Raw genomic sequence first — 23,219 nt, forward strand, 5'->3', positions numbered from 1 at the left:
GCCGGGCGGGCACCGCTTCCCGGCTTCAGGGTTTCAATTGCGGCAGGCTACGAGTTGCAGTCGTCGGCGGCGCGGCGCGTCTGCTTCTTCTCGGCCAGGTGGCGGTCCACGGATTCCTTGAGCAGGGGGCCCAGAATGTTCTGGTCGGCCTGCAGCCAGTCGGAACTCACGTTCCACTTGGCTCCATCCCACGTATAGGCGCGGGCGGACGAGGGGCCCATGTGATCCTTGCAGGTGGTAGATAGGGGACGCATGATGTCCGCAATGCCCAGTTCCTCCAGGCGCTTCTGGCTGATGTCCAGGTTCTCATAGCCCCAACGTGCCTGGGATGGAGTCATCACCTTGCCCTTGCCGAATTTCTCCTGGGCGCGCCGAACCCCCTCGACCGACATCATCGCGTTCATCATGCCGCGCATGTAGAGCGCCTCTCCCACCTCTTCTTTGGGGCCGGATCCGTTGCCCTTCGCATGCAGTTTCTCGAGAACTTCCTGTGCGATTTTCGAGCTGGCGCCAGGTCCGGGCAGCAGCAGCACGGCGCTGTACCCTTCCGCGCCTGCCACGCCTTTCACATCGGACTCCGAGCCGGAGGGCCATACACCAATCATGCGGTTGCGCGCAAATCCCGTGGACTGCGCCTCTTTCAGGGCGGTGGAGTTCATCACGCCCCATCCCCACAGCAGCACATAGTCCGGTCGGGTCTGGCGGATCTGCAGCCATGCGGCCTTCTGGTCCACACCGGGGTGGGAGACCGGCAGCGTCAGCAGGTCGAAGCCGGCAGCCTTGGCCCTTGCCGTGAGAACCGGGATGGCTTCCTTCCCGAAGGGACTGTCGTGGTACAGCAGCGTGATCTTCTTGCCCTTGAGCTTGTCGGCTCCGCCAGCCCTCTGAACGAGATACTGGTATTGCGTATCCGCGGAAGCCCAGTGCGTGCCGCCAATGGGAAAGCTCCACTTGTAGGCACCGCCATCCGCGCTTTCGCTGACGCCGTAGGCGGGCGTGAGGATGGGGATGCGGTCTGCGGCGCCGCGTTCAGTCAGCGCGAAGGTGATGCCGGTGGACATGGTCTGAAAGACGGTTGCCCCGCCGTGCTTGTCCTTCAAGCGCTCATAGCATTCCACGCCTCTGTCCGTGGCATAGCCCGTCTCGCATTCCTCCCACAGCACGCGCACGCCGTTGATACCTCCGTTCAGGTTGACCAGTTTGTAGTAGTCGAGAAAGCCGTTCGCCCAGGGCGTTCCGCTTGGTGCGTAGGGGCCGGTACGAAAGGTCAGCATGGGAAAGAACTGCTGTTTTTCCTGCGCGAGCGCGGGGCTGGAAGCGACAGACACCAGTGCAGCGACAGCTGCGGAAAGGGTTGCGATGGTCCGTTTCATCATGTCTCCTGATCGTTGTTGTCAAATGGCCTTGTTGCCGGGCCGCGGAGTGCGTTCCGACAGTCAATGAGGAAATGGCCAGATCCTCAAACGCTGCTTTCCAAGCGACCACAATTTGCTGAGCCCGTGGGGCTCGACAATGAGGAACCAGACGATCAATCCACCGAAGATCATCGTCTCGATATGGGCGATGGTGGCGGTGGAAATGGCGAAGCCGAAGACGCCCCCCACTGCGGGAAGGGCCTGGCTCAGGAAGATGGGCAGCAGGACGATGAACGCAGCCCCGAGAAAACCGCCCATGATCGAGCCCATGCCGCCGATGATCACCATGAAGAGCAGGCGGAACGAGATCTCCACCGAGAAGGCGGCGGGCTCCCATGCGCCCAGGTGCACGAACGCCCACAGGCTGCCCGCGATCCCGATGATGAAGGAGCTCACGGCAAATGCGCTCAGCTTGGCGTAGGTCGGCCGGATGCCGATCACCGCGGCTGCCACGTCCATGTCGCGGATCGCCATCCATTCCCGGCCGACGGCGCTGCGAACGAGATTCTTGGCGATCAGGGCAAAGAAGATCACGAACGCAAGGCAGAAGAGGTATTTCTGTATGGGCGTCTCTATGGGCAGGCTGCCGACGTGCAGGTTGCCGACCGACACGGAGCCCGAAGACGAATGGTTGGTCAGCCATTTCACCCGCAGGAAAAGCCAGTCGCTGAAGAACTGCGCTGCCAGCGTGGCAACCGCAAGATACAGTCCCTTGACGCGCAGGCTCGGCAGTCCGAACCCGATCCCGTAGATCATGGCGAAGAACCCGCCAAGAAGGAGGGCAGGGATCAGCGGCATGTCCGGAATCCGTGCCATCAGGTTGAATGCACCGTACGCACCGATGGCCATGAAGGCCCCCGATCCCAGTGAAATCTGCCCGCAGTAGCCCACCAGGATGTTCACTCCCAGTGCGGCGAGCGACATGATCAGGAAGGGAATGCCGATGGCCCGCAAGACATAGTCGGAGGCCAGCGAGGGAATGAGCACGCTGGCGGTGACGAGCAACGCGAGCATGGCATGGCGATCCTGTTCGATGGGCAGGATCTGCTGGTCGGCGCGGTAGCTGGTCTTGATCTGGCCGTTTTCTCTGTAGAGCATGGATGCCTCCCGTTAGGTGCGGATGCGAGGGTGGAGAGGGCGAAGGATCAGACGCGATCGATGATCTTCTCGCCGAACAGCCCCTGGGGGCGAACCAGCAGGAACACGAGCGCGAGGACGTAGGCGAACCAGATCTCGATGCCGCCCCCGACCAGGGGGCCCAGGTAGACCTCGGAGAGCTTTTCCCCGACGCCGATGATCAGGCCGCCGATGATGGCTCCGGGCACGGAGGTGAGCCCGCCGAGGATGAGCACGGGAAGTGCGCGCAGGGCCACGGTGGCCAGCGAGAACTGAACGCCCAGCTTCGATCCCCAGATCATTCCCGCGACCAGGGCCACCACGCCTGCGACGCTCCAGACGATCACCCAGATGCGGTTGAGCGGAATGCCGATGGACAGCGCGGCCTGGTGGTCATCGGCCACGGCGCGCAGTGCGCGTCCCGTTGCCGTTTTCTGGAAGAAGACGGACAGTGTCGCGACGAGGACGGCCGCGATCAGGGCGGCATAGAGATCCTCCTTGTTGATGAGAAGGCCGCCTTCGAATGCCTGCTCCAGGATGAACACGGGGTCCTTGGGCATGCCGATATTGATCTGGTAGATATTGCTGCCAAAGATGGTCTGCCCCAGTCCATCCAGAAAATATGAAATGCCCAGGGTTGCCATCAGCAGGGTCGCACCTTCCTGATTGACCAGGTAGCGCAGCGCAAGCCGCTCCACGAGCCATGCAATCAGCACCATGCACAGCCCGGCCATCAGGAATGCCAGCACGTTGGCGACGAGCGCACTTCCGATGCCGAACCACTGGGGTATCCACTCGGAGAACCTTGCCATGGCCAGTGCAGCGAACAGGACCATCGCTCCCTGGGCAAAGTTGAATACGCCGGAGGCCTTGAAGATCAGCACGAATCCCAAGGCCACCAGGGCATAGAGCATGCCCGCCATCAGCCCGCCAAACAGCGTCTCTAGAAAGAAGGACATAGGCTTCTCCGGATGGTTTCAATGCGTGGTGCCCAGGTAGGCCTGGATCACCTCTTCGTTGTTCAGAACCTCGTCCGGGGTCCCATCGGCGATCTTTCTGCCGTAGTCCAGAACGACGACCCGGTCCGAGATGTCCATCACCACGCCCATGTCGTGCTCGATGAGCACGATGGTGGTTCCGAACTCGTCGTTCACATCGAGGATGAAGCGGCACATGTCCTGCTTCTCCTCGAGGTTTATGCCGGCCATCGGCTCGTCGAGCAGCAGCACCTGCGGCTCCATTGCAAGGGCGCGCCCCAGGTCGACACGTTTCTGCAGCCCGTAGGGCAACTGGCCGACGGGCGTCTTGCGGTGGGCCTGTATCTCCAGGAAATCGATGATCCGCTCCACGAATTCGCGGTGCTTTTCTTCCTCGCGCTGCGCGCCGCCCAGGCCGAAGGGGTTGCGAAAGGCCTGCGAGAGCAGGCTGCTCCTGATGCGCAGATTCCGCCCCGTCATGATGTTGTCGATGACGCTCATGCCCTTGAACAGTGCAAGATTCTGGAACGTGCGCGCGATGCCCATCTGCGCCACATCGCGGCTGCTCAGCTGATTGAAGGATCTGCCCCTGAAGTTGATGCTTCCTTCCTGCGGGATGTACACGCCGTTGATGCAGTTCAGCATCGAGCTCTTGCCTGCTCCGTTGGGGCCGATGATGGAGCGCACCTCATGTTCGCGGACGTCGAGGCTGATGTCCGTGAGCGCCTTGACGCCGCCGAAGCGCAGGCTGATGTGCCGGACGTCGAGGATGACGTCGCCGATCTGTCGTTTGCTCATACGCGGTGGACTCCTTCGGCCGTCTCTGAGGGAGGGAAGGTCTTTGCATCCAGCAGCCTCAGCGTCGCACTGATGGAGCCGGTCCGTCCGTCCTCGTACTTCACCTGTGTCTGCACGAATTGCTCAGTCTGCGTGCCGTACAGCGCGTCGACAAGCACGGAGTACCTGTCGCCGATGAAGCCGCGGCGGACCTTGTTGGTGCGGGTGAGTTCGCCGTCATCGGCATCCAGCTCCTTGTGCAGCACAAGAAAACGGCTGACCTGGCTGCCCGCGAGCATGCCGTCCCGGGACAGGTCGAGGTTGACCTTCTCCACGCAATCCCTGACCAGCTCGCACACCTCGGGCTTGCCGGCCAGGTCGGTGTACCCCGCATAGGGCAGGTTCCGTTTCTCGGCCCAGTTCCCGACCGCGTCGAAGTCGATGTTGACCATCACGCAGACACGGTCGCGGCCATCGCCGAAGGCCACTGCCTCCTTGATGAACGAGAAGAACTTCAGCTTGTTCTCCACGTACTTGGGCGCGAACATGGCACCCGAGAACGGCCCCCCCTGCAAACGGCCCACGTCCTTGATGCGGTCGATGATCTTCAGGTGTCCGCTGGCGTCAAGGAAGCCGGCATCGCTGGTGTGATACCAGCCATCGTCCGAGATGACTTCCGCCGTCGCTCCCGGGTTCTTGTAGTACTCCTTGAGCAGTCCGGGCGTCTTGACGAGCACCTCGCCGTTCTCTCCGATCTTGATCTGCACGCCTTCGCAAGGAATGCCCACCGTGTCCGATCGCACGTCCCTGTCCGGGTGCAGGCACACGAAGACGGCCGTTTCGGTGGAACCATACAACTGCTTGAGATTGATGCCGATAGAGCGATAGAAACTGAAGAGATCCGGACCGATCGCCTCGCCCGCCGTGTAGGCCACCCGCACCCGCGAGAATCCAAGATTGTTGCGAAGCGGACCATAGATGAGGGCATCGCCGATCCGGTACCTGATCCGGTCCCACATGCCCACGGGTTTGCCGTCCAGCAGGGCAGGGCCGACGCGCCTGGCCAGTTCCATGCAGGAACTGAACACCCATCGCATGACGGTGCTGGCATCTTCCATGCGGATCATCACATGGGTCAGCAACCCTTCGAAGATCCTGGGCGGCGCGAAATAGTATGTCGGCCCCACCTCCTTGAGATCGATGGAGACGGTGCTGGCGTTCTCGGGGCAGTTGACGACATAGCCCACCGCCAGCCATTGCGCATAGGAAAAGATGTTCTGTCCGATCCACGCAGGTGGCAGATAGGCCAGCACTTCTTCCGTGTCCTTCAGCTGGTCGAACCTGGCTCCTGCCTGGGCGCGGTCGATGAGCGACGCGTGGGTGTGGACCACGCCCTTGGGATTGCCCGTGGTGCCGCTGGTGAAGAACATGGCGGCGACATCGGCGGCACTGCCTTGCTCCACCTGGCCATGGTAGAAATCGGGATGGTCGCGTGTGAACTGCCGGCCCAGGTCCATCAGGGCATCGAGCCCTTCCAGGCAGGTCTCCTCGTAGTTGCGCAAGCCGCGCGGCTCGTCATACCAGATGCGCGCGAGCCGGGGGCATTGGTCGCGCACTTCCAGCAGCTTGTCCACCTGTTCCTGGTCCTCGACGACACAGAAGCGCACTTCCGCGTTGTTGATGGGGAAGACGCATTCCGTCGCCACGGCGTCCTGATAGAGCGGAACGGGAATCGCACCGAGGGACTGGGCCGCCAGCATGGTCGCATAGAGGCGCGGACGATTGCTCCCGAGGAGCACCAGGTGCTCGTTCCGCTGCAGTCCCGCCAGGTGCAGGCCGCCCGCGATTTCCTGAACCATTCGCGCAAGATCCGACCAGCTCGTGGTTTGCCAGATGCCGTACTCCTTCTCCCGCATCGCCGGGGCCTTCGGACGTGTTGCGGCCTGTTTCAGCATCAAGCGGGGAAAGGTCGGTTGCACGTTGACTCCGCGTTGGAGGGGGCGCTCAATGGGCGCCTGGAGGATGGGCGGAGTGCTCAAGGGCGAGCGCGAGGTATCGTTCCTGCAGTGACTTGTCTTGTGAGCGAGCGGCAACACCATGGCAGTACTTCCAGTGAGTTTCAGTCAGCACGGCACCCAGCTTCAATGCCTGGTGCAAACGTTGCAGGGCGAGGCGCTGGTGACCGAAGCGCATGCTCCGCTCCAGCAGCTCCAGGACACTGTCGCGGCCGAGATCCTGCTGCGCGGCGGCCGCGGATGGAAGGCCGGCCGTGCGCAGTTGCCGCTTGAGCTGCCGGACCTTGCGCCTTCCGCGCAGTGCGATGGCTGTCGTCATCGGGGCTTCCTGGTCCATCACGGCACCTCATTCATCGTTGGCGCCCACAGGAGGCCTGTCCAGGACATACACCGTCCCGTGGATCAGGGCGATATGCGCGTTGTCGCTGGCCCTGAAGATGCGCACCTGGTAGCTGCCGATCTTCCTGGAGCGGCTCACCTCGCTGGCATGTGCGATCAGCCAGTCGCCTTCGTCCACGGCCGTCGAGATGCTCATCTGTCCATCCACGAGCGTGGCGAGCTTGCCGTGCGAATTGCATGCCAGGCCGAGCGCCATGTCACCAAACGAGAACAGGATGCCGCCATGGCACTTGCCGTTGAAATTGATGTGCTTGCGCTGCACCTTCATGCGCAGCGTGGCCGTTCCCTTGGCGGCTGCCACCAGCTCGAATCCCAGCAGGTTGGCCACGTTGTCCTGTGCAATGAACCCGGACAGTTGCCGGTAGGCCTCCTGAGCGCCGTCCACCGCATGCCGCTTGCCTCGCTCCGGACGCTGGAGCAGCACTTCCACCAGCTTGTCGACGCCGTCGCCGCTTGTGGCCACCACCTGCAGCACAGGGGGCAGGTGGCACTGGTCCTTGCGAAGCGCGAGCATGGCGCGCAGGTCGGACGCTGTCTTGCGCGAGTCGGGAAGATCGGCCTTGGTCACGACGAATACGTCGGCGATCTCGAGGATGCCCGCCTTGATGGCCTGCACGTCGTCGCCCAGTCCTGGAGGGCATACGACGATCCTGGTGTCTGCAAAGCGGGTGATCTCCACTTCCGACTGCCCCGCACCGACGGTCTCGACGATGACGACATCGAACCCGGCTGCATCGAACAGGTCGATCACATCGGCAGCGGCCGTGGCCAGGCCGCCGAGATGCCCCCGGGAGGCCAGCGAGCGGATGAACACGCCGTCGTCCGACTGGCGTTCCCCCATGCGGATGCGGTCTCCCAGCACGGCCCCGCCGGTGAAGGGGCTCGACGGGTCCACCGCCACGACCGCCACGGTCATGCCGCGTTCGCGCAGGCCGCGGATCATCGCGGACACCAGCGTGGACTTGCCGCCCCCGGGCGGGCCCGTGACGCCGATGACATGGGCGCGGCCTTGCCGGGCAGCGGTGGCCTGGCGTATCGCATATGCCGATGCCCCGCCATCCTCGAGTGCGCTGATCGCCCGTCCGATGGCCCGGCGATCTCCCTCCAGCGCCTTGAATATGAGAGCTGTATCCATCGCGTCAGACCATGGTGAGTGGATGGCCGAATCCGAGTTCCTTGCGCAGCGTGCCGCAAATTTCCCCGTGGGTCGCGCCGGCCTCAGCGGCCTTGACCACATGCTCGAATACGTTGGCATTCCGGCCTTCCGTCGAGCGTGCCAGCGCAGTCAATGCGGCATCCACGTCGGCGTTCGAGCGCTCCCGCTTGAACTGGGCCAGCCGCTGGAGATAGCCCTGCATCCGCGCGGGTTCGGGATACTCCAGCGACGGATAGGTTCCGGGGTCTTCCTCCGTCTGGTAGGCGTTGACGCCCACCACGGTCTGGCTGCCTGAATCCACCTGCTTCTGAAACGCGAGGGCGGAGTCTCCGATCATCTGCTGGACCATGCCCTTTTCCACGGCGTTGTACATGCCGCCCACCTCGTCGATCATGGCGATGATCTTGTTGATCTTTGCCTCCATATCGTCGGTGAGCGATTCGATGTAGTAGGAGCCGCCCAGCGGATCGATGACATCGGTGAGGTGGGCTTCCTCGCGCAGGATGTTCTGCGTTGCCACGGCGATGCGCGCGGCCTCGGCCGTGGGGGTGGAGAACACTTCGTCATAGCCGTCGGTGTGCAGGGACTGCAACCCCCCCAGGATGCCCGCCATGGCCTGCGTCGTGACACGGGCGATGTTGTTGAGTGGCTGCTGCCGGGTGAGATCCACGCCCGACGTCTGGCCGTGGAACTTGAATCGCCACGAGCGTGGGTCCTTCGCTCCGAATCGTTCGCGGCACAGCCGTGCCCAGATCCTTCTTCCTGCCCGGAACTTTGCAACCTCCTCGAACAGGCTGACCGAGATGTCGAAGAAGAAGGTGAAGCGTGGCAGGAACTGGTCCGGGTCCATGCCCGCTGCAATGCAGTCTTCCGCATACTGGATGCCGGACGCCAGCGTGAATGCCATGGCCTCGGCCGGCGTCGCGCCCGCCTGCTGCATGTGCTGGCCGACGATGGAGAGCGGATTCCAGTTGGGAACGTATGCGTTGCAGAACTTGATGTGATCGATCACCACGCGCCTTGCGCCTTGAAGCGCCAGGCGAAAGAACATGTGGTTGGCGACGAAATGGGAAATGCAGTCGCTCTGGTTGGAGGTTCCGGTGATCCTGGTCCAGGGGATGCCGCGACGCCTCGCCACTGCCAGCTCAAAGGCCAGCAGCGTGAACGGCGAGGGATCGTTCATGGCCGTGGACAGGTCGCCGATCGGCACGCCGTCGAGCGCGGTGTCCATGTCCTTGACGTGATTGATCACCGTACCGCAAGTGCCCAGCAGTTCGTGGGGCACCTCGTCGGCATCGTATCCGCGGAACACGGAGTTGCAGGGAATGAGGGACAGCGCGGATGCCCCGAGGTCCAGGATTTCCTTGACGCGCTGGTTGTAGTCCTCCGGAACCCCCAGGCCGATCAGCTGGCGCTGGGACCAGCTCCTTCCCCTGTACATGGTGGCATAGATGCCGCGCGTGTAGGGATACTGGCCGGGGTAGCCAAGTGCCTCGTCCTGGCGCTCGCCGGTCCAGTCCCGCTGCGTGTAAAGCGGCTTGATGGGAATGCCGGAGCGGTTGAACGTGGTGGCATCGGCCTTCACCCCCTGGGTGAATTCCCTTTCCCATTTGCGCAGTCCTTCGGGTGCTGCAGCCTGCTTGATGTTCAGAATGTCGGCGCTCATGCTGATTCCCCTTGCAATTGGCGGCGCTTCGCGGTGAGGGCGATGACGTCGGTGACGACGTCATCCAGTGCGGCACCGGGATGGAAGACCCGGGCAACGCCCGCTTCAAGCAGCCTGGCTTCATCCTTGGCGGGCACGATGCCGCCCACGATGACCTGGACATCCGACAGCCCGGCGTTCCTCAACGCGTCCATGAGCTGGGGAATGATCAGGTGGTCCGTCGCGAGAGAGGAAATACCGATGACGTCGGCATCCTCTTCCGTTGCCAGCTTGACGACGGTGGCGATCTCCTGCCATGGCGGGGTGTAGATCACCTCCATGCCTGCGTCGCGAAGGGTGGCGGAGATGACGCGGCTGCCTCTGTCATGCCCGTCAAATCCAATCTTCGTGACAATCACCCTAGGCGGACGAGCTGCCATCTTGTGTCTCCTTTATGAGCCCCACAAACTTCCTTGCCAGTGCGCGTGGGGAATCGCGTCCCTGGGGGTTGAACCACAGCGCTGTCCAGTTGAGCGCGCCGATCAGCATCAGGCGCAGCGCGTGGCGATCTGCGCGGGGCACGAGCGGCAGTTGCTCCACTGCGTCGCGAAAGGTCTGCTCGTAGCTCTCGCGCACGGCGCGCAGGCGCTCGGCGGCTTCCGGAATGTCGTCAGGCAAGACGCGGATGAGGACGTTTGCGTAGTTGCTGTCGCTGAGCACGGTTTCCAGGTGTGCCCGGCACAACGCCTCGAGGCGGCTCCACGGGTCGCGTTCCTTCTCCAGCGCCGCCGCGGTTGCTAATTCCAGCTCCCTGACGCCCTCGCTGTAGACCGCCACGAGCAGCGCTTCCTTGGAAGGGAAGTGGTAGTACATCGATCCCGGAAGCATGTTGGTCTCCAGGGCGATGTCGCGCATGGAGGTCGCCGCGTAGCCGCGGCTGCCGAAGTGCCGTGCTGCTGCATTCAGCAATTCCGGAAGCCGGTTGTCTGCCCGTGGCGACCGCGTGGTGGTGCGTTTGGAGTTCATATAAAAAGCAAACGTTCGTTTGGTATAAGTGTCATGACTTGATGGGTAAAAGTCAACGAGACGACATCTAGGGATTTCACGGGTGCCTGGGGCACCTTGTTTCGTCCCGCTTCGGGTCGTGTTGCGACACCTGTCGCAGGCCGTTGCAAGCCCGCTGCGACAGGTGCGACATCTGTCGCATGCCGTCGCACGCTCCCTCCAACGCCGAGTGCCACCTTCTCTGCGGGTTTGCCCTTGTTTGTGAGCGGTATCTGCGTTTTCCGGCGCGTTGCATCCATTGTTTTTCAGGGTTAACCCACGCTTTTCGACGCCTGGCCGGCAATTGGCATGGCGCTTGCCTTGAGCAGGTACGAGCTGCGACGCAGTTTCGGGTTTCAAACCATGAATCACCAACCAGGCAATGGAGACACCGCCATGAATGCAAGCACCGAGCGCAAGCTGTGGATGTACGAGAAGATGATCGAGATCCGGGAATATGAAGAGACCATGGTCCGGGTCTACATGGAGGGCAAGCTGCCGCCCCACATCCAGAAGGGACTGGCCTTCGACATCGGCTCCGGGCCGGTGCCGGGCGAGATGCATCTCGCCGCTGGCCAGGAGCCGGTTGCGGTGGGGGTCTGCGCGCACCTGACGGACAACGACACGGTGGTCGGCGCCCATCGCTCCCACCACTTCGCCATCGCCAAGGGCGTACCGCTCAAGCCGATGACGGCCGAGATGTTCGGCAAGGAGACGGGGCTTGGCAAAGGCAAGGGCGGTCACATGCATCTGTTCGATGCGGCGCACAAGTTCAGCTGCAGCGGCATCGTGGGCGCGAGCATGCCCCCCGCATGCGGCGCGGCCCTGGCGGCCAAGAAGCGCGGCAAGGACTGGGTGGCCGTGGCGTTCTTTGGCGAGGGCGCAACCAACCAGGGAGCCTTCCACGAATCACTGAACCTCGCTGCGCTCTGGCAACTGCCCGTGCTGTTCGTCTGCGAGGACAACAAGTACGCGATTTCGGTGGAGAAGACCGAGTCGACCTCGGTGGAGTGGAACGCCGACCGTGCCAGCGCGTACGGCATGCCCGGGGTGCTGGTGAAGGAGAACGATGCCGTGGCGGTCTACGAGGCCGCCGGTGAGGCCATCGCACGGGCGCGCAGGGGTGGCGGGCCCACGCTCCTGGAGGTCAAGACCGACCGCTATCTCGGCCACTTCCAGGGCGACCCCGAGGTGTACCGCACCAAGGGCGAGACCACGACGCTGCGCGCCAACGACCCGATCCCGCGCATCGCCGAACAGCTGCGCGCGGCGGGCGAACTCACGGATGCCGTGGAGCAGCAGATCCGCCAGCGCGTCAGCGCCCGTGTGGCGGAGGCCTACGAATACGGCCGCGCAAGCCCCTATCCGAAGCCGGAGGACGCGCTGCTGCACGTCTTCAACTGACCGCTTGCAGCCAGCTTCACCGGCCCCGGCCCGCTTCCATTCCAACGATTGCAGGAGAGACATCATGAAAACACGCAAACTCACCATGGCCCAGGCGATTGCCGAGGCCATCGGCCAGGAGATCGAACGCGACGACAACGTGTTCGTTCTGGGCGAAGACGTGGGCAAGTACGGCGGCATCTTCGGTGCCACCGGCGGCCTGCTCGCCAAGCACGGCAAGGATCGCATCATGGACACGCCGATCTCGGAGACGGCGTTCATCGGCACGGCGATCGGTGCCGCCGCCGAAGGCATGCGACCCATCGCCGAGCTCATGTTCGTCGACTTCTTCGGCGTGTGCATGGACATGATCTACAACCACATGGCCAAGAACACCTACATGGCCGGCGGCAACATCCAGCTGCCCATGGTGCTCATGTCGGCCATCGGCGGCGGGTACAACGACGCGGCCCAGCACTCGCAGTGCCTGTACGCCACGTTCGCCCACATGCCCGGCATGAAGGTGGTCGTTCCGTCCAACGCCTACGACGCCAAGGGCCTCATGACGCAGGCCATCCGCGACAACAACCCGGTCGTGTTCCTGTTCCACAAGGGGATCATGGGACTGCCCTGGATGTCGTACTTCGAGGGCAGTACCAACGAGGTTCCCGAAGAGTCCTACGCGATTCCTTTCGGCCAGGCGAAGTGCGTGCGCGAGGGGAGCGACGTCACCATCGTGACGCTGAGCCAGATGGTGCAGAAATCCATCCTCGCAGCCGAGAAGCTCGCGGCCGAAGGCATCGCCGCGGAGATCATCGATCTGCGCACCATCGTGCCGCTGGATCGTGAATCGGTGCTGAAGTCCGTGCGCAAGACCGGGCGCCTGCTGGTGGTCGACGAGGACTACCTGAGCTTCGGCCTGTCGGGCGAGATCGCGGCGCTGGTCGGCGAGCACCTGGACACCGTGCAGCTCAAGGCACCGATCCGTCGCCTGGCCGTGCCGGACGTGCCGATTCCCTTCAGCCGCCCGCTGGAGCAGTTCGTGATTCCCCAGGTCGACACCATTGCCGCCGCCGCGCGGCAGATCGTCGGCGCTCGCCAGATCGAAGGAGCACTCGCATGACCGATATCGTTCTCTCTCTGGATGCCTGGCAGGATGTGGAACCCGGCACCGAAGCACTGGTCGAGGACTGGCTGGTCCAGGTGGGCGATGCGGTGAAGGCCGGGCAACCCGTCGCGAGCGTCGTGGTGGTCAAGTCCAGCCACGAGGTGCTGGCTCCGGAGGACGGCGTGATCGACTCCATCCTGGTAGCCGCCGAAGGCACGTTCAAGCCCGGCCAGGCTCTGGGCACGCTGCGGAGCGGCGCATGACAGCCCCGGCTGCCTCCGTGGAGGTGACCGGCGTGGCTGGCGTGGCGGCGGCGGCGCTCCCCGTCATTCCCCTCAAGGGCCTGCGCGGCGCGATCGCCCGCAACATGAGCCGGGGCTGGCAGGCCCCGCGCGTGGCCATGGGGGTGGACGTGGACGTGGCCTCCTGCATGGCCGAGCTCACGTTGCGCAACGCCCGCGACGGCGCCGAGCGCATGACGTTCACCACCTGTGTGCTGAAGGCCGTCGCGCTGGCCCTGCGCGAGCACGAACGCATGAACGCCTGGCTGCTCGATGACGGCATTCAGTGCCAGCCGGGTGTCCACCTCGGGCTGGCCGTGGCGCTCGACGAGGGACTGATGGTGCCGATGATCCGCGATGCGGACACCAAGCCGCTTGAGGAATTGGCACGCGAAACGCGGGAGCTGGCCAGCGGGGCGCGCGCCGGCAAACTCACGCCCAAGGCCTACCAGGGGGCGACCTTCACCGTGACCAACCTGGGCATGACGGGCATCGACTGGTTCACGCCAGTGCTCAATGCGCCGCAGGTGGGCATCCTGGGGGTGAGCAGCGTACGCGAGCAGCCGGTGGTGCGCGAGGACCAGGTCCAGATCTCCGCCGTCACCACGCTGACGCTGGTGTTCGATCACCGCGCGATCGACGGCTATCCGGCGGCGCTGTTCCTGCGCAGCGTGCAGGAGCATCTGCAGTCGCCGCAGCGCCTGTGGAGTGCAGCATGAACTGCGCGGCCGGCCTGCAGCAGGCGGCGGCCCTCGACGAGCTGCTGCAGGTGCCCGTGGCCGTGCAGGAGCAACTGTGGAACGAGCAGCAGCTCGATAGCCCGGTCGCGCAGCCGCAACTGCGCCTGTGGCGCTACAGCGATCCGGCCATTGTGCTGGGGTGCTCGCAGCGCAAGCTGCTGGGGCAGGAGCAGGCCGATCCGCACCTGCCCGTGCTGATCCGCCAGTCTGGTGGCGGAGCGGTGCTCACCGGCCCGTGGATGCTGGGGATCTCGGCCGTCCTGCCTGCCGGTCATCCGCTGGTGCAGGGCGGGCCGGTGGCCGGCTACCGATGGTTCGGCGAGGTGATCGCGCAGGCGCTCACGGACTGCGGCGTGCAGGCCGTTGCGCTCGACCCCCGGGTGCTGCACGAGCGCTATGCCGGCGGCCAGCGCAAGGTGGACTGGGCCTGCTTCGGCGGCCTGTCTCCCTGGGAGGTCCTGGCGGACGGCAGGAAGATCGCCGGCCTTGCGCAGGTGCGGCGACGTGCGGGCGTGCTGCTCGTGGGTGGCGTGCTGGTCGAGCCGTCGCCCTGGCCCCTGCTGTGCTCCGCGCTGGGGGGCTCGGCGCTGGACGCCGCGCGGTTGGCCACCACCACGATCAGTTGCACCGAATGCGCGGGAGAGCTCTTCGAGCGCGGGCGCTGGACGGAGCTGCTTGAGCAGCGGCTGCGCGAGGCCATGAGCGCGCAGGTCGCCCATCCCATCGATTCATAACCAAAGACTTCAAACCCTGAAGGAGACGACCCATGAAACTCAATCCATTCAAGCCGGCGGGGCAGGCGGCGAACGATGCATCGCCCGGGCACGAGCCTGCGATGCGCGTGCTCGACAAGGCACCCCGCGTGCAGCGCCGCGGCTTCCTGCGCGGCAGCGGCCTGGGGGCCATCGGCGTGGTGGTGTTGCCGGCCGCACCGGCCCTGTCCAAGGAGGCGGCCAGGGCGCTGACGGCGGATCAGAGCTTCACGCATCTCGGCAAGCACGCGGGCCGTACGCTGGTGCGCATGGCGCGTGACATCTATCCGCACGACAAGCTCCCGGACAAGTTCTACGTGCAGGCCGAAGCTCCCTATGACGGCCTTGCGAAGAAGGATGCGGCGCTCAAGAAGCTGCTCGTCGAAGGCCTCCAGGACCTGGACCAGCGCGCGAGGAAGCAGCATGGCACGCCCTACCTGCAGGTGAAGGCCGAGAGCGACCGCGTGGCGCTGCTCAGGGGCATCGAGTCGACGCCATTCTTCAAGAAGATCCAGGGTGACCTCGTCACCGGCCTCTACAACAACAAGGAGCTGTGGCCGCTGTTCGGCTACGAGGGCTCGTCGTGGCAGAAGGGCGGCTATCTGCACCGCGGCTTCGACGATCTCGACTGGCTCTGAAGCACGGCGCCAGCCAGAACAGCACACAACACGGATCAGGAGACATTCCCCATGACAGACCAGGCAAAATTCTCACTCGACGACGACAGCGTCGCCGTCATCATCGGCTCGGGCGCGGGCGGTGCGACGCTCGCCAATGAACTCGCGCAGCGCGGCATCAAGAGCGTGGTGCTCGAGGCCGGAAAGCACTATACGCAGGCCGATTTCGAAAACGACGAATGGGCCATGTTCAACAAGATCTCATGGCTCGACAAGCGCATATCGGCCGGCGGCTGGCACCACACGCAGACCTACCCCAACCTGCCCGCGTGGATCGTCAAGGGCGTTGGCGGCTCCACGGTCCATTGGTCGGGTGTGGCCCTGCGTTTCCAGGAACACGATTTCCACACCCGCACCACCTACGGCGCGGTGGACGGGGCAAACGTGCTGGACTGGCCGATCACGCTGTCGGAGCTCGAGCCGTACTACGAGCTTGCCGAGAAGAAGATGGGTGTTTGCGGCACCAAGGCCAGCGGGCTGCCGCCGATGCCGCCCAACAACCACTACAAGGTGATCGAGGCCGGCGCGAAGAAGGTGGGCTACAAGAACATCGTGCGCCCGGCGGCGTCGAACTCGGAGCCCTATGATGGCCGCCCGGGCTGCATGCAGCTGGGTTTCTGCATGCAGGGCTGCAAGATCGGCGCCAAGTGGTCCACGCTCTACACCGAAGTGCCGCGCGCACAGGCTACCGGCAACATGGAGCTGCGTCCCGAATGCATGGTGCTGCAGATCGAGCACGACAAGTCGGGCCGCGCCACGGGCGTGCTCTATGTGGACGGCAAGGGCCGCAAACAGCTGCAGAAGGCACGCATCGTGTGCGTGGCGGGCAACTCGATCGAGTCGCCGCGCCTGCTGCTGAACTCCGCCTCCAGCCTGTTCCCGAACGGGCTGGCCAATTCATCGGGCCAGGTCGGGCGCAACTACATGAACCATGCCACGGCCGCGGCGGTGGCGATCCACAAGAAGCCGGTGTACATGTACCGGGGCTTCGACATCGCGGCGGTGGTTGCGGACGAAGTGCCGCTCGATACCCGGCGCGGCTTCGTCGGGGGCTACTACCTCGAAGGCCTTGCGATCCATCTGCCGTACACGGCGGCCTTCATGAAGCCCGGTGGCTGGGGCCGCGACTTCGCATCGGCCATGGAAATGTACGACCACATGACCTGCGTGTGGGTGTGCGGCGAGGACCTGGCGCGCGAGCAGAACTCGATCACGCTGCATCCCACGGAGAAGGACCAGTACGGCCTGCCGGTTCCGATCGTCACCAAGACCTACCACGAGAACGACGACCGCATCACGGCGCACGGCCTGCAGCAATGGCGCAAGCTCTCCGAGGCCGTGGGTGCGACGCGCGTGATCGACATGCCGGCCTATCCTGCCAGCCACAACATGGGCACCAACCGCATGAGCGAAAAGGCTGCCGACGGCGTCGTCAACCGCTGGGGCCAGACGCACGATGTGAAGAACCTGTTCGTCTCCGACGGCAGCCAGTTCACATCGAGCTCGGCGGCCAACCCGACGCTGACCATCGTGGCGCTGGCCATCCGGCAGGCGGAGTACATCGCCTCGGCCATGCAGCGCAAGGAGCTCTGAGGCGGCAATGGGCCATTCAGCGCGGCTTGCCTTCCGGAACTACGGCCACCGCGATGCGGGCCATGGCGAGGGCAGTGCTCCCGGTGACATCGCCGTGGTGTTGTTGCACGGGCTCTTCGGCAGCTCGGTGCAGTGGCACCACGTCGCCATGCCGTTGTCGCAAGGCCGACGCGTACTGGTGGTGGACCTGCCCAATCATGGCGCGTCGCCGCACCGCGACTCGATGGACTATCCCGGCATGGCGGACGAGGTGCGCGGGCTGCTCGCGGAGCAGGGCATCGGCCGGGCGCACGTCATCGGCCACAGCATGGGCGGCAAGGTGGCCATGGCGCTGGCCTTGCTCCATGCTGAATGTTGCGCGAGCCTGGCGGTGCTCGATATCGCCCCTGTGCGCTATGAAGACCGGTTCACGCCGCTCTTGCAGGCCGTCATGGGGATCGACGTTTCGCGGCTGGAGTCGCGGGCGGAGGTGGACGAGGCACTCAGGGAGTCCGTCGATGCGCCTGCCTTGCGCGCGATGCTGCTTCAGAATCTGCAGCGGCGCGAGGGTCGCCTGGCGTGGCGCATCCACTGGCGGGGCATTGCGGACTCGCTGCCACAGTTGCTGGATTTTCGCGTGCCAGCGCTGCAGGGGGCGGAGTCCGAGCAAGGCAGTGCCCCGACCCTGCTGGTGCGGGGCGGGCGCTCCGACTACGTTGCCGGGCAGGGTTTGCTGCGCATGCGGGAGCTGTTCCCTCTGCTCGAAGTGAGCAAGCTGCCGCACGCCGGGCATTGGTTGCAGGCCGATCAGCCGGCGGCACTGGTCCAATGCCTGCAATACTGGCTCGGCGGCCATGCCGCCCGTGTGTAAGCCTGGCGCCGGACTACGGGTTTATGATGGTGAAATCTTGATTCGCATCAACCACTTGTTGCGCGGTGCGGCAGGATATGGTGGCCCCAGCCAGAGCACAGATACGACAGACCCGCCCCGCACGCCGAGGGCAGGCATATGGAGACAGTCTATGGTGTGGAATGCAACATCGCCCGGCGCTCTTTCCAGCGGCACGCCCATCCCGCCGGGCTTCGCGCCCGACGGTGAAGTCATCGAGCGCTCCAGGCAGCGCTCGTCCGAGCTCTATCGCCTCGATCCGGCGCGCAGCGGCTCGCCCCGCGTGCTGACGTCGACCGCACTCAAGGAACACCAGCAGCCCATGGAGCGGCTCATGGGTGTTGCCCGCAGCGGCATGGAGGCCCTGTTCTCGCAGGTGCGCGATGCGGGCTATGTCGTGCTGCTGGCCGATGCGCACGGCGTGGTGGTGGACTTCATCTCCAACCCCACCATCGATCGTGAACTGCGGCATGCGGGCCTGTGGCTCGGCAGCTGCTGGACCGAGGACAACGAGGGCACCTGCGCGGTGGCTCTTGCCAACCTGGAAAAGCGTGCCATCACCGTGCACCAGTCCGAGCATTTCCGGATGCCGAACAAGAAGCTCACCTGCAGCGCCGTGCCCATCTTCGCGCCCGACGGAACGCCGCTCGCGGTGCTCGACGCCTCGGCACTCGAATCACCTGACGACCGGCGCAGCCAGCACCTGGTGCTGCAGATGGTGAAGTCATTCGCGCGCATGGCCGAGGACGCCAATTTCCTCAATGCCTTCGAGGGCCATTGCGTGCTGAGGCTCGGGCGACGGCGCGATCTGCTGGAGGTCGCACCGGGCGGCCTGGCGGCGCTTGACGAAACGGGACATGTCGTGGCCATCAACCAGACCTTGCTGCATGAGCTGGGCCACATGGCGTACCTGGCCATCGGCAGGCCGATGGATGAGTTGCTGGACCTGCGCTTCGAGCAGGTGCTGTCCGCCATGCAGCACCCCGGTGATCCGTTGTCGACGCGCCTGCTGCACACCGGCGAGCGGTGCTACGCGATCGTACGTGCGCCGCGGCGTGGCACCACCCGGACATTCCCGGCGCCTGCACGCTCCGCGGGCGCCGCCGCCAGGCCAGGCCACGACCCGGCGGGCGGTGCACAGGCGCTGTACCGGCTGGCGGGCGAGGACACCACCATGCTGGCGAATGTGCAGCACGCGATGCGCGTGCTCGACAAGGGCCTTGCGGTGCTGCTGCGTGGCGAATCCGGCTCGGGCAAGGAGGCCTTCGCCAAGGCCATGCACGAGGCGAGCGCACGCGGCAACCAGCCGTTCGTTGCGATCAACTGCGCGGCCATTCCTGAAACCCTGATCGAGAGCGAGCTTTTCGGCTACAAGGACGGTGCATTCACGGGCGCCCGCAGCAAGGGCGCGCGCGGCAAGGTGCTGCAGGCGCATGGCGGCACGTTGTTCCTCGACGAGATAGGCGACATGCCGCTCGCCTTGCAGACGCGCCTGCTGCGCGTGCTGGCCGAGGGCGAGGTCACGCCGCTGGGTGCGGAGCAGGCCGTTCCCGTCGACGTGCAACTGGTCTGCGCCACCCACCGCAACCTGCGCGAGATGGTGGATCGCGGAGAGTTCCGTCTCGACCTGTACTACCGTCTCAACAGCGTCACGCTGACCTTGCCGCCGCTTCGCGAGCGCACCGACCGCGTGCAACTCATGCAATCGCTTCTCGCGGAAGCCAGTCTGCAGATCCATGGACGCCAGGTGCCCATCAGCGCAGAAGCCTCGGACTGGCTGCTGCGCTATGACTGGCCCGGCAATATCCGGCAGCTGCGCAACGCGCTGCGGGCGGCACTGGCACTGAGCGGCGGCACGCTCATCGAGCCGGAGCACCTGCCGGCGGAGATTCTCGAAGGGGTGGGCACGAACTCGGGCCTGCTGCCGCCACCACGGCTCCTGTCCATTCACAGGGAGGAGAGTACCGATGGCGCCAGGGCATCGCCTGTGTCGGCAGTGCAGGCGACCTCATCCGGCGCCCAGGCCCACCATGGGGAGCGCGACAGGCTGCTCGCCGCGCTGCAGGCCTGCCATTGGAACGTCACAGAGGCCGCCCAGACCCTGGGCATCTGCCGCGCGACGGTGTATCGCTACATGCAGAAATGGAACATCGTCAGCCCGAACCGGCGGGGGGCGTGAGGCGGCGAGTCCGTGCCTGCAGGGCAGGCCGGTAGCGTGGTCAGAAGCTGTGCATGATGCCCCAGTCCATGCCTGTGGAGCTCGTGTTCGGACGGCCCGCCAGCGCAGACGCCACGGTCAGCTGGGCGCCTCCCGAGTTCTTCATGTGCGCGGCGGTGGCATAGAGGCTGGTGCGCTTGGACAGCTTGTGCACGTAGCCCAGCGCCACCTTGCGTGTGGTGGGGGATTCATTCCAGTTGATCCTGGCCTGCGAGTAGGCGAGCTTCACCTCACCGCTGCCGACGTTCGCGGAGGCGCCCAGCATGAAGCCGTTCAGATGGTGTGTCGCCACGCCGGAATCGATCCTGTCGCGGCCCCAGTGGGCCATCACGGTGAGGGGCCTGAACGCATACGAACCGGCGATGCTCATGGTGGTGATGCCGGGTGTGGCAGCGCTCGAAGGCGAGGTGCCGTGGATCTTTCCGGCCGACATGGCCACATTGAGCCGCTCGTCCTTGTAGCCCAGGCGCAGGCCCACGTAGCGCCCCGGATGGCCGGCGCCGCCAGCCTGTTCATCGAAGGCATATTGCATGGTGCCGTACACCCCCTCATTGCCTGGCAGGAAATAGCTGATGTTGTTGCTGGTGCGCAGATAGGAGGGGTTGTTCAGCCCTTGCTTGCCGGCCCACGCAACGCGGCTTGAGCTGCTGGCGCGGGCCTGGACAATGACCTGCGTGCCGACCCCGGTGGCGTTGAATGGGTCGAAGAAGCCGTCGTTGCGGTAGGTCGCTGTGAAGTCGCGCCCCATGCGCACTTCACCCCACCTGCCTGAGAGGCTGATAGTGGAGCGGCGCGAGAAGTTAAGGCCGCCGGCCGTTCCGTCATCGAGGGTGACGGGCGCTTCGAGCCAGAACGATGCCTTGAGCCCTTGCCCCAGGTCCTCTGCACCACGGATGCCCATGCGGCTCAGTTGCTGCCCGTGATTCGAGAGCACATTCATGCGGGGGCCACCGCTCAGTGAGTAGTGGCTGACACCGGCGTCCAGAAGACCGAATAGCGTCACGTTGGCCTGGGCCTGGGCCTGGGCCTGGGCGCAGGCGATGGCCCACGGAACGGCGGTTGCAAGCATCCGCAAGGCAGGACGACGGTTGGATGTGTTCAAGATGACCTCTCGTGGCTGAAAAAAGAAGGAAGTCGGCGCCCGCAAACCGGCGGGGTATCCGGCGCAGAGCCGCTGTTGCGTATTTCAGCTTCTGGTGATTGATCAGTCCAACGAGATAATTAGATGAATTGATGAGTTTTTCTTGTAATTGAAGGAATGCGGTAGAGCTGAAGGAATGGGATTTCGGGCGCGCGCGGGCGGGCCCGGGTCGCCTTCAGGGCGGTGATTGATGGTCTCAGGCTTTCTTCACGTAGGCAGATTTGAGCTGCATGTTCCCGATGCCGTCGATGCGGCAATCGATGTCATGGTCGCCGTCGATGAGCTTGATGTTGCGCACCTTGGTTCCTACCTTGACCACCTGTGACGAGCCCTTGATCTTCAGATCCTTGATGACCGTGACGGCATCACCGTTCTGCAGCACGTTGCCGACGGCATCCTTGACGACAGTCTCAGGCTCGGAGGCCTCAGGCACGGCTTCTGCAGACCACTCATGCGCGCATTCCGGACAGATCAGCAGCGCGCCGTCAGCGTAGACGAACTCGGATTGACATTGGGGCAGGGTGGCAGGGCAACTGTCATGGTGGGGTCTTTATTGTGAAGGGAGGAGGCCTGGAGCCCGGTGGATCCGGGCGGGCCGGAAAACGCGGTCCGCCTGGTCCCTCGATGGGCCGGCGAAACGCTGGGCGGTCGCTGCTCGCCAGCGCGAGCTTTCGGTCGATGTTAACTCTCCCCATGCTGATGCCGGTGTCATAGCCTGAGGGAACGGTACTTCGCTAGTTCTGGCAGGAGTTTTTGAATAAGTTTTTCTCATTAATCAATATATTTATATCGTTGGACGTATGGTGCCAAATGGCTTGAAATAGCGCCATGAACGCATCAAACCACCTCTTTGCAGAAGCCTCCGAGCCCGTATTTCCGCTGGAAGCCCAACCGCAATCCCACGGCAGAAGGCAGATTCTTCAGGCGGCCGCGGGCCTGGTTGTGGCTTCCGGCTGGGCCGTCTCGGCGCGAGCGCAGGCCTTCCCGACGAAGACGGTCCGGATCATCGTGCCGTATGCACCGGGCGGCGGGATCGACGTTGTGGCGCGCATGCTGGCCGATCAACTGCAGCGCAAGTGGAAGCAGGCGGTCATTGTCGAGAACAAGACCGGCGCGTCGACGATCATCGGCACCGTGGCCGTTGCCAAATCGGAGCCGGATGGACATACCCTGCTGCTGACGAGCGAGGCGTCCATCACAAGCAATCCGTATCTCTTCGACAAGCTGCCCTACGACCCGCAGCGCGACCTGGCTCCTGTCTCGCAGATCCTGAGCCTGCCGCAGATGGTCGTTGCGCATCCCTCCGTCACCGCCAACACCCTGGGCGAGCTGGTCGCCAAGGCGAAGGCCGAAAAGTACCCGCTCAACTATGCCTCCTATGGCTCGGGCAGCCTGCCGCATCTGCTTTTTGACGGCCTCAAGTTGCGCACTGGAATCGACCTGGTTCAGGTTCCCTACAAGGGCATCACGCCTGCCGTCATGGCGGCGCTGGGCAATGAGGTGCAGCTCACGCTGGCGGGTGTTGCGGCCGCGCAGGGGCATCTCAACGCCGGCAAGCTCAAGGCGTTGGCCGTCGCCAATTCCAAGCGGATTGCGGAGTTTCCCAAGGTGCCGACGCTGCAGGAAGAGGGCTTCGGGGACATCAATCCCCGGGAATCCTGGTTCGGCCTTTTTGCTGCGGCCCACACACCCGAGCCCGTGATTGGGCAGATCCAGCAAGAGGTCGCAGCCATCGGCCGTTCGGCTGATTTTTCCAGAACCCTTGTGCAGCGCGGCTTCATGCCGGTCTTCTCGACGTCCGCGGAGTTCAAGCAGTTCATCGCAGAAGACGCTGCGCGGAAATCGAAGCTGATCCGAATGATTGGCGCGAAGGCCGAGTAGAGAAAGCCCTGCCGGTACGTTCTTGCGGCCCCT

22 protein-coding genes are annotated in these 23,219 nt (G+C 64.4%); 10 read left to right on the forward strand and 12 right to left on the reverse strand.

The window, feature by feature from the left end:
* Positions 1-47: 47 nt before the first annotated feature.
* From H9K76_RS08185 to H9K76_RS08230, 10 genes are read right to left on the reverse strand one after another with little or no spacing between them, the layout of a single operon-like run.
* Positions 48-1,376: an ABC transporter substrate-binding protein gene (locus tag H9K76_RS08185; RefSeq protein WP_187599435.1), complete on the reverse strand. Its 1,329-nt coding sequence runs from the start codon at positions 1,374-1,376 to the stop codon at positions 48-50.
* A gap of 60 nt (positions 1,377-1,436) precedes the next feature.
* Positions 1,437-2,513, reverse strand: coding sequence for a branched-chain amino acid ABC transporter permease (locus tag H9K76_RS08190; RefSeq protein ID WP_187599437.1), 1,077 nt, complete (start codon positions 2,511-2,513; stop codon positions 1,437-1,439).
* Positions 2,514-2,560: 47 nt separating this feature from the next.
* Positions 2,561-3,490 carry a branched-chain amino acid ABC transporter permease gene (locus H9K76_RS08195; RefSeq protein WP_187599439.1) on the reverse strand — a complete coding sequence of 310 codons (930 nt, stop codon included), beginning with the start codon at positions 3,488-3,490 and terminating at the stop codon, positions 2,561-2,563.
* Positions 3,491-3,508: 18 nt separating this feature from the next.
* A complete protein-coding gene (locus tag H9K76_RS08200) occupies positions 3,509-4,306 on the reverse strand; it encodes an ABC transporter ATP-binding protein (protein WP_187599441.1) in 798 nt (265 codons plus the stop codon).
* Entirely contained in the window at positions 4,303-6,264 is a 1,962-nt protein-coding gene (locus H9K76_RS08205; RefSeq protein ID WP_187599442.1) for an AMP-dependent synthetase/ligase, read from the reverse strand. The genes H9K76_RS08200 and H9K76_RS08205 overlap by 4 nt, the downstream gene beginning before the upstream one ends.
* 25 nt (positions 6,265-6,289) lie before the next feature.
* Entirely contained in the window at positions 6,290-6,619 is a 330-nt protein-coding gene (locus tag H9K76_RS08210; protein WP_187599444.1) for a hypothetical protein, read from the reverse strand.
* Positions 6,620-6,646: 27 nt separating this feature from the next.
* On the reverse strand, positions 6,647-7,834 hold the full coding sequence (gene meaB / locus H9K76_RS08215; RefSeq protein ID WP_187599446.1) for a methylmalonyl Co-A mutase-associated GTPase MeaB: 1,188 nt from the start codon (positions 7,832-7,834) through the stop codon (positions 6,647-6,649).
* Positions 7,835-7,838: 4 nt separating this feature from the next.
* Positions 7,839-9,521, reverse strand: a complete 1,683-nt coding sequence (locus tag H9K76_RS08220) for an acyl-CoA mutase large subunit family protein (protein ID WP_187599448.1) — start codon at positions 9,519-9,521, stop codon at positions 7,839-7,841.
* On the reverse strand, positions 9,518-9,940 hold the full coding sequence (locus H9K76_RS08225; RefSeq protein WP_187599450.1) for a cobalamin B12-binding domain-containing protein: 423 nt from the start codon (positions 9,938-9,940) through the stop codon (positions 9,518-9,520). Before H9K76_RS08225 ends, H9K76_RS08220 begins: the two co-directional genes overlap by 4 nt.
* Complete coding sequence (locus tag H9K76_RS08230) at positions 9,921-10,526, reverse strand: TetR/AcrR family transcriptional regulator (RefSeq protein ID WP_187599452.1); 606 nt, start codon at positions 10,524-10,526, stop codon at positions 9,921-9,923. Before H9K76_RS08230 ends, H9K76_RS08225 begins: the two co-directional genes overlap by 20 nt.
* A gap of 414 nt (positions 10,527-10,940) precedes the next feature.
* Between H9K76_RS08230 and H9K76_RS08235 the strand changes: the two genes are divergently transcribed.
* The 9 genes from H9K76_RS08235 to H9K76_RS08275 all read left to right on the forward strand — a co-directional run bounded on the left by H9K76_RS08235 (position 10,941) and on the right by H9K76_RS08275 (position 20,125).
* A complete protein-coding gene (locus tag H9K76_RS08235) occupies positions 10,941-11,948 on the forward strand; it encodes a thiamine pyrophosphate-dependent dehydrogenase E1 component subunit alpha (protein WP_187599454.1) in 1,008 nt (335 codons plus the stop codon).
* Positions 11,949-12,012: 64 nt separating this feature from the next.
* Complete coding sequence (locus tag H9K76_RS08240; RefSeq protein WP_187599456.1) at positions 12,013-13,050, forward strand: alpha-ketoacid dehydrogenase subunit beta; 1,038 nt, start codon at positions 12,013-12,015, stop codon at positions 13,048-13,050.
* Positions 13,047-13,298, forward strand: coding sequence for a biotin/lipoyl-containing protein (locus H9K76_RS08245; protein ID WP_187599458.1), 252 nt, complete (start codon positions 13,047-13,049; stop codon positions 13,296-13,298). Before H9K76_RS08240 ends, H9K76_RS08245 begins: the two co-directional genes overlap by 4 nt.
* Positions 13,295-14,035: a dihydrolipoamide acetyltransferase family protein gene (locus tag H9K76_RS08250; protein WP_187599460.1), complete on the forward strand. Its 741-nt coding sequence runs from the start codon at positions 13,295-13,297 to the stop codon at positions 14,033-14,035. Before H9K76_RS08245 ends, H9K76_RS08250 begins: the two co-directional genes overlap by 4 nt.
* Positions 14,032-14,790 carry a lipoate--protein ligase family protein gene (locus H9K76_RS08255; RefSeq protein WP_187599462.1) on the forward strand — a complete coding sequence of 253 codons (759 nt, stop codon included), beginning with the start codon at positions 14,032-14,034 and terminating at the stop codon, positions 14,788-14,790. Before H9K76_RS08250 ends, H9K76_RS08255 begins: the two co-directional genes overlap by 4 nt.
* A 32-nt stretch (positions 14,791-14,822) precedes the next feature.
* On the forward strand, positions 14,823-15,446 hold the full coding sequence (locus tag H9K76_RS08260; protein ID WP_246475388.1) for a gluconate 2-dehydrogenase subunit 3 family protein: 624 nt from the start codon (positions 14,823-14,825) through the stop codon (positions 15,444-15,446).
* Positions 15,447-15,497: 51 nt separating this feature from the next.
* Entirely contained in the window at positions 15,498-17,078 is a 1,581-nt protein-coding gene (locus H9K76_RS08265) for a GMC family oxidoreductase (protein ID WP_187599464.1), read from the forward strand.
* 7 nt (positions 17,079-17,085) lie between these two features.
* Positions 17,086-17,928 (forward strand): alpha/beta fold hydrolase, encoded by an 843-nt coding sequence (locus tag H9K76_RS08270; protein ID WP_187599465.1) that lies wholly within the window; start codon positions 17,086-17,088, stop codon positions 17,926-17,928.
* 151 nt (positions 17,929-18,079) lie between these two features.
* The gene (locus tag H9K76_RS08275; protein WP_187599467.1) at positions 18,080-20,125 is read left to right on the forward strand and encodes a sigma-54-dependent Fis family transcriptional regulator; all 2,046 of its coding nucleotides are present in this window, start codon (positions 18,080-18,082) and stop codon (positions 20,123-20,125) included.
* Positions 20,126-20,165: 40 nt separating this feature from the next.
* Here H9K76_RS08275 and H9K76_RS08280 read toward each other — a convergent pair whose 3' ends face one another.
* The gene (locus H9K76_RS08280; protein ID WP_187599469.1) at positions 20,166-21,266 is read right to left on the reverse strand and encodes a porin; all 1,101 of its coding nucleotides are present in this window, start codon (positions 21,264-21,266) and stop codon (positions 20,166-20,168) included.
* Positions 21,267-21,501: 235 nt separating this feature from the next.
* Positions 21,502-21,825, reverse strand: coding sequence for a zinc ribbon domain-containing protein YjdM (locus H9K76_RS08285; protein WP_187600527.1), 324 nt, complete (start codon positions 21,823-21,825; stop codon positions 21,502-21,504).
* Between the two features lie 308 nt (positions 21,826-22,133).
* Between H9K76_RS08285 and H9K76_RS08290 the strand changes: the two genes are divergently transcribed.
* Complete coding sequence (locus H9K76_RS08290) at positions 22,134-23,186, forward strand: Bug family tripartite tricarboxylate transporter substrate binding protein (protein ID WP_187599471.1); 1,053 nt, start codon at positions 22,134-22,136, stop codon at positions 23,184-23,186.
* The last annotated feature ends 33 nt before the right edge of the window (positions 23,187-23,219 follow it).

Origin of the sequence: Diaphorobacter ruginosibacter (assembly GCF_014395975.1) — a bacterium.
Lineage (GTDB): Bacteria > Pseudomonadota > Gammaproteobacteria > Burkholderiales > Burkholderiaceae_C > Diaphorobacter_A > Diaphorobacter_A ruginosibacter.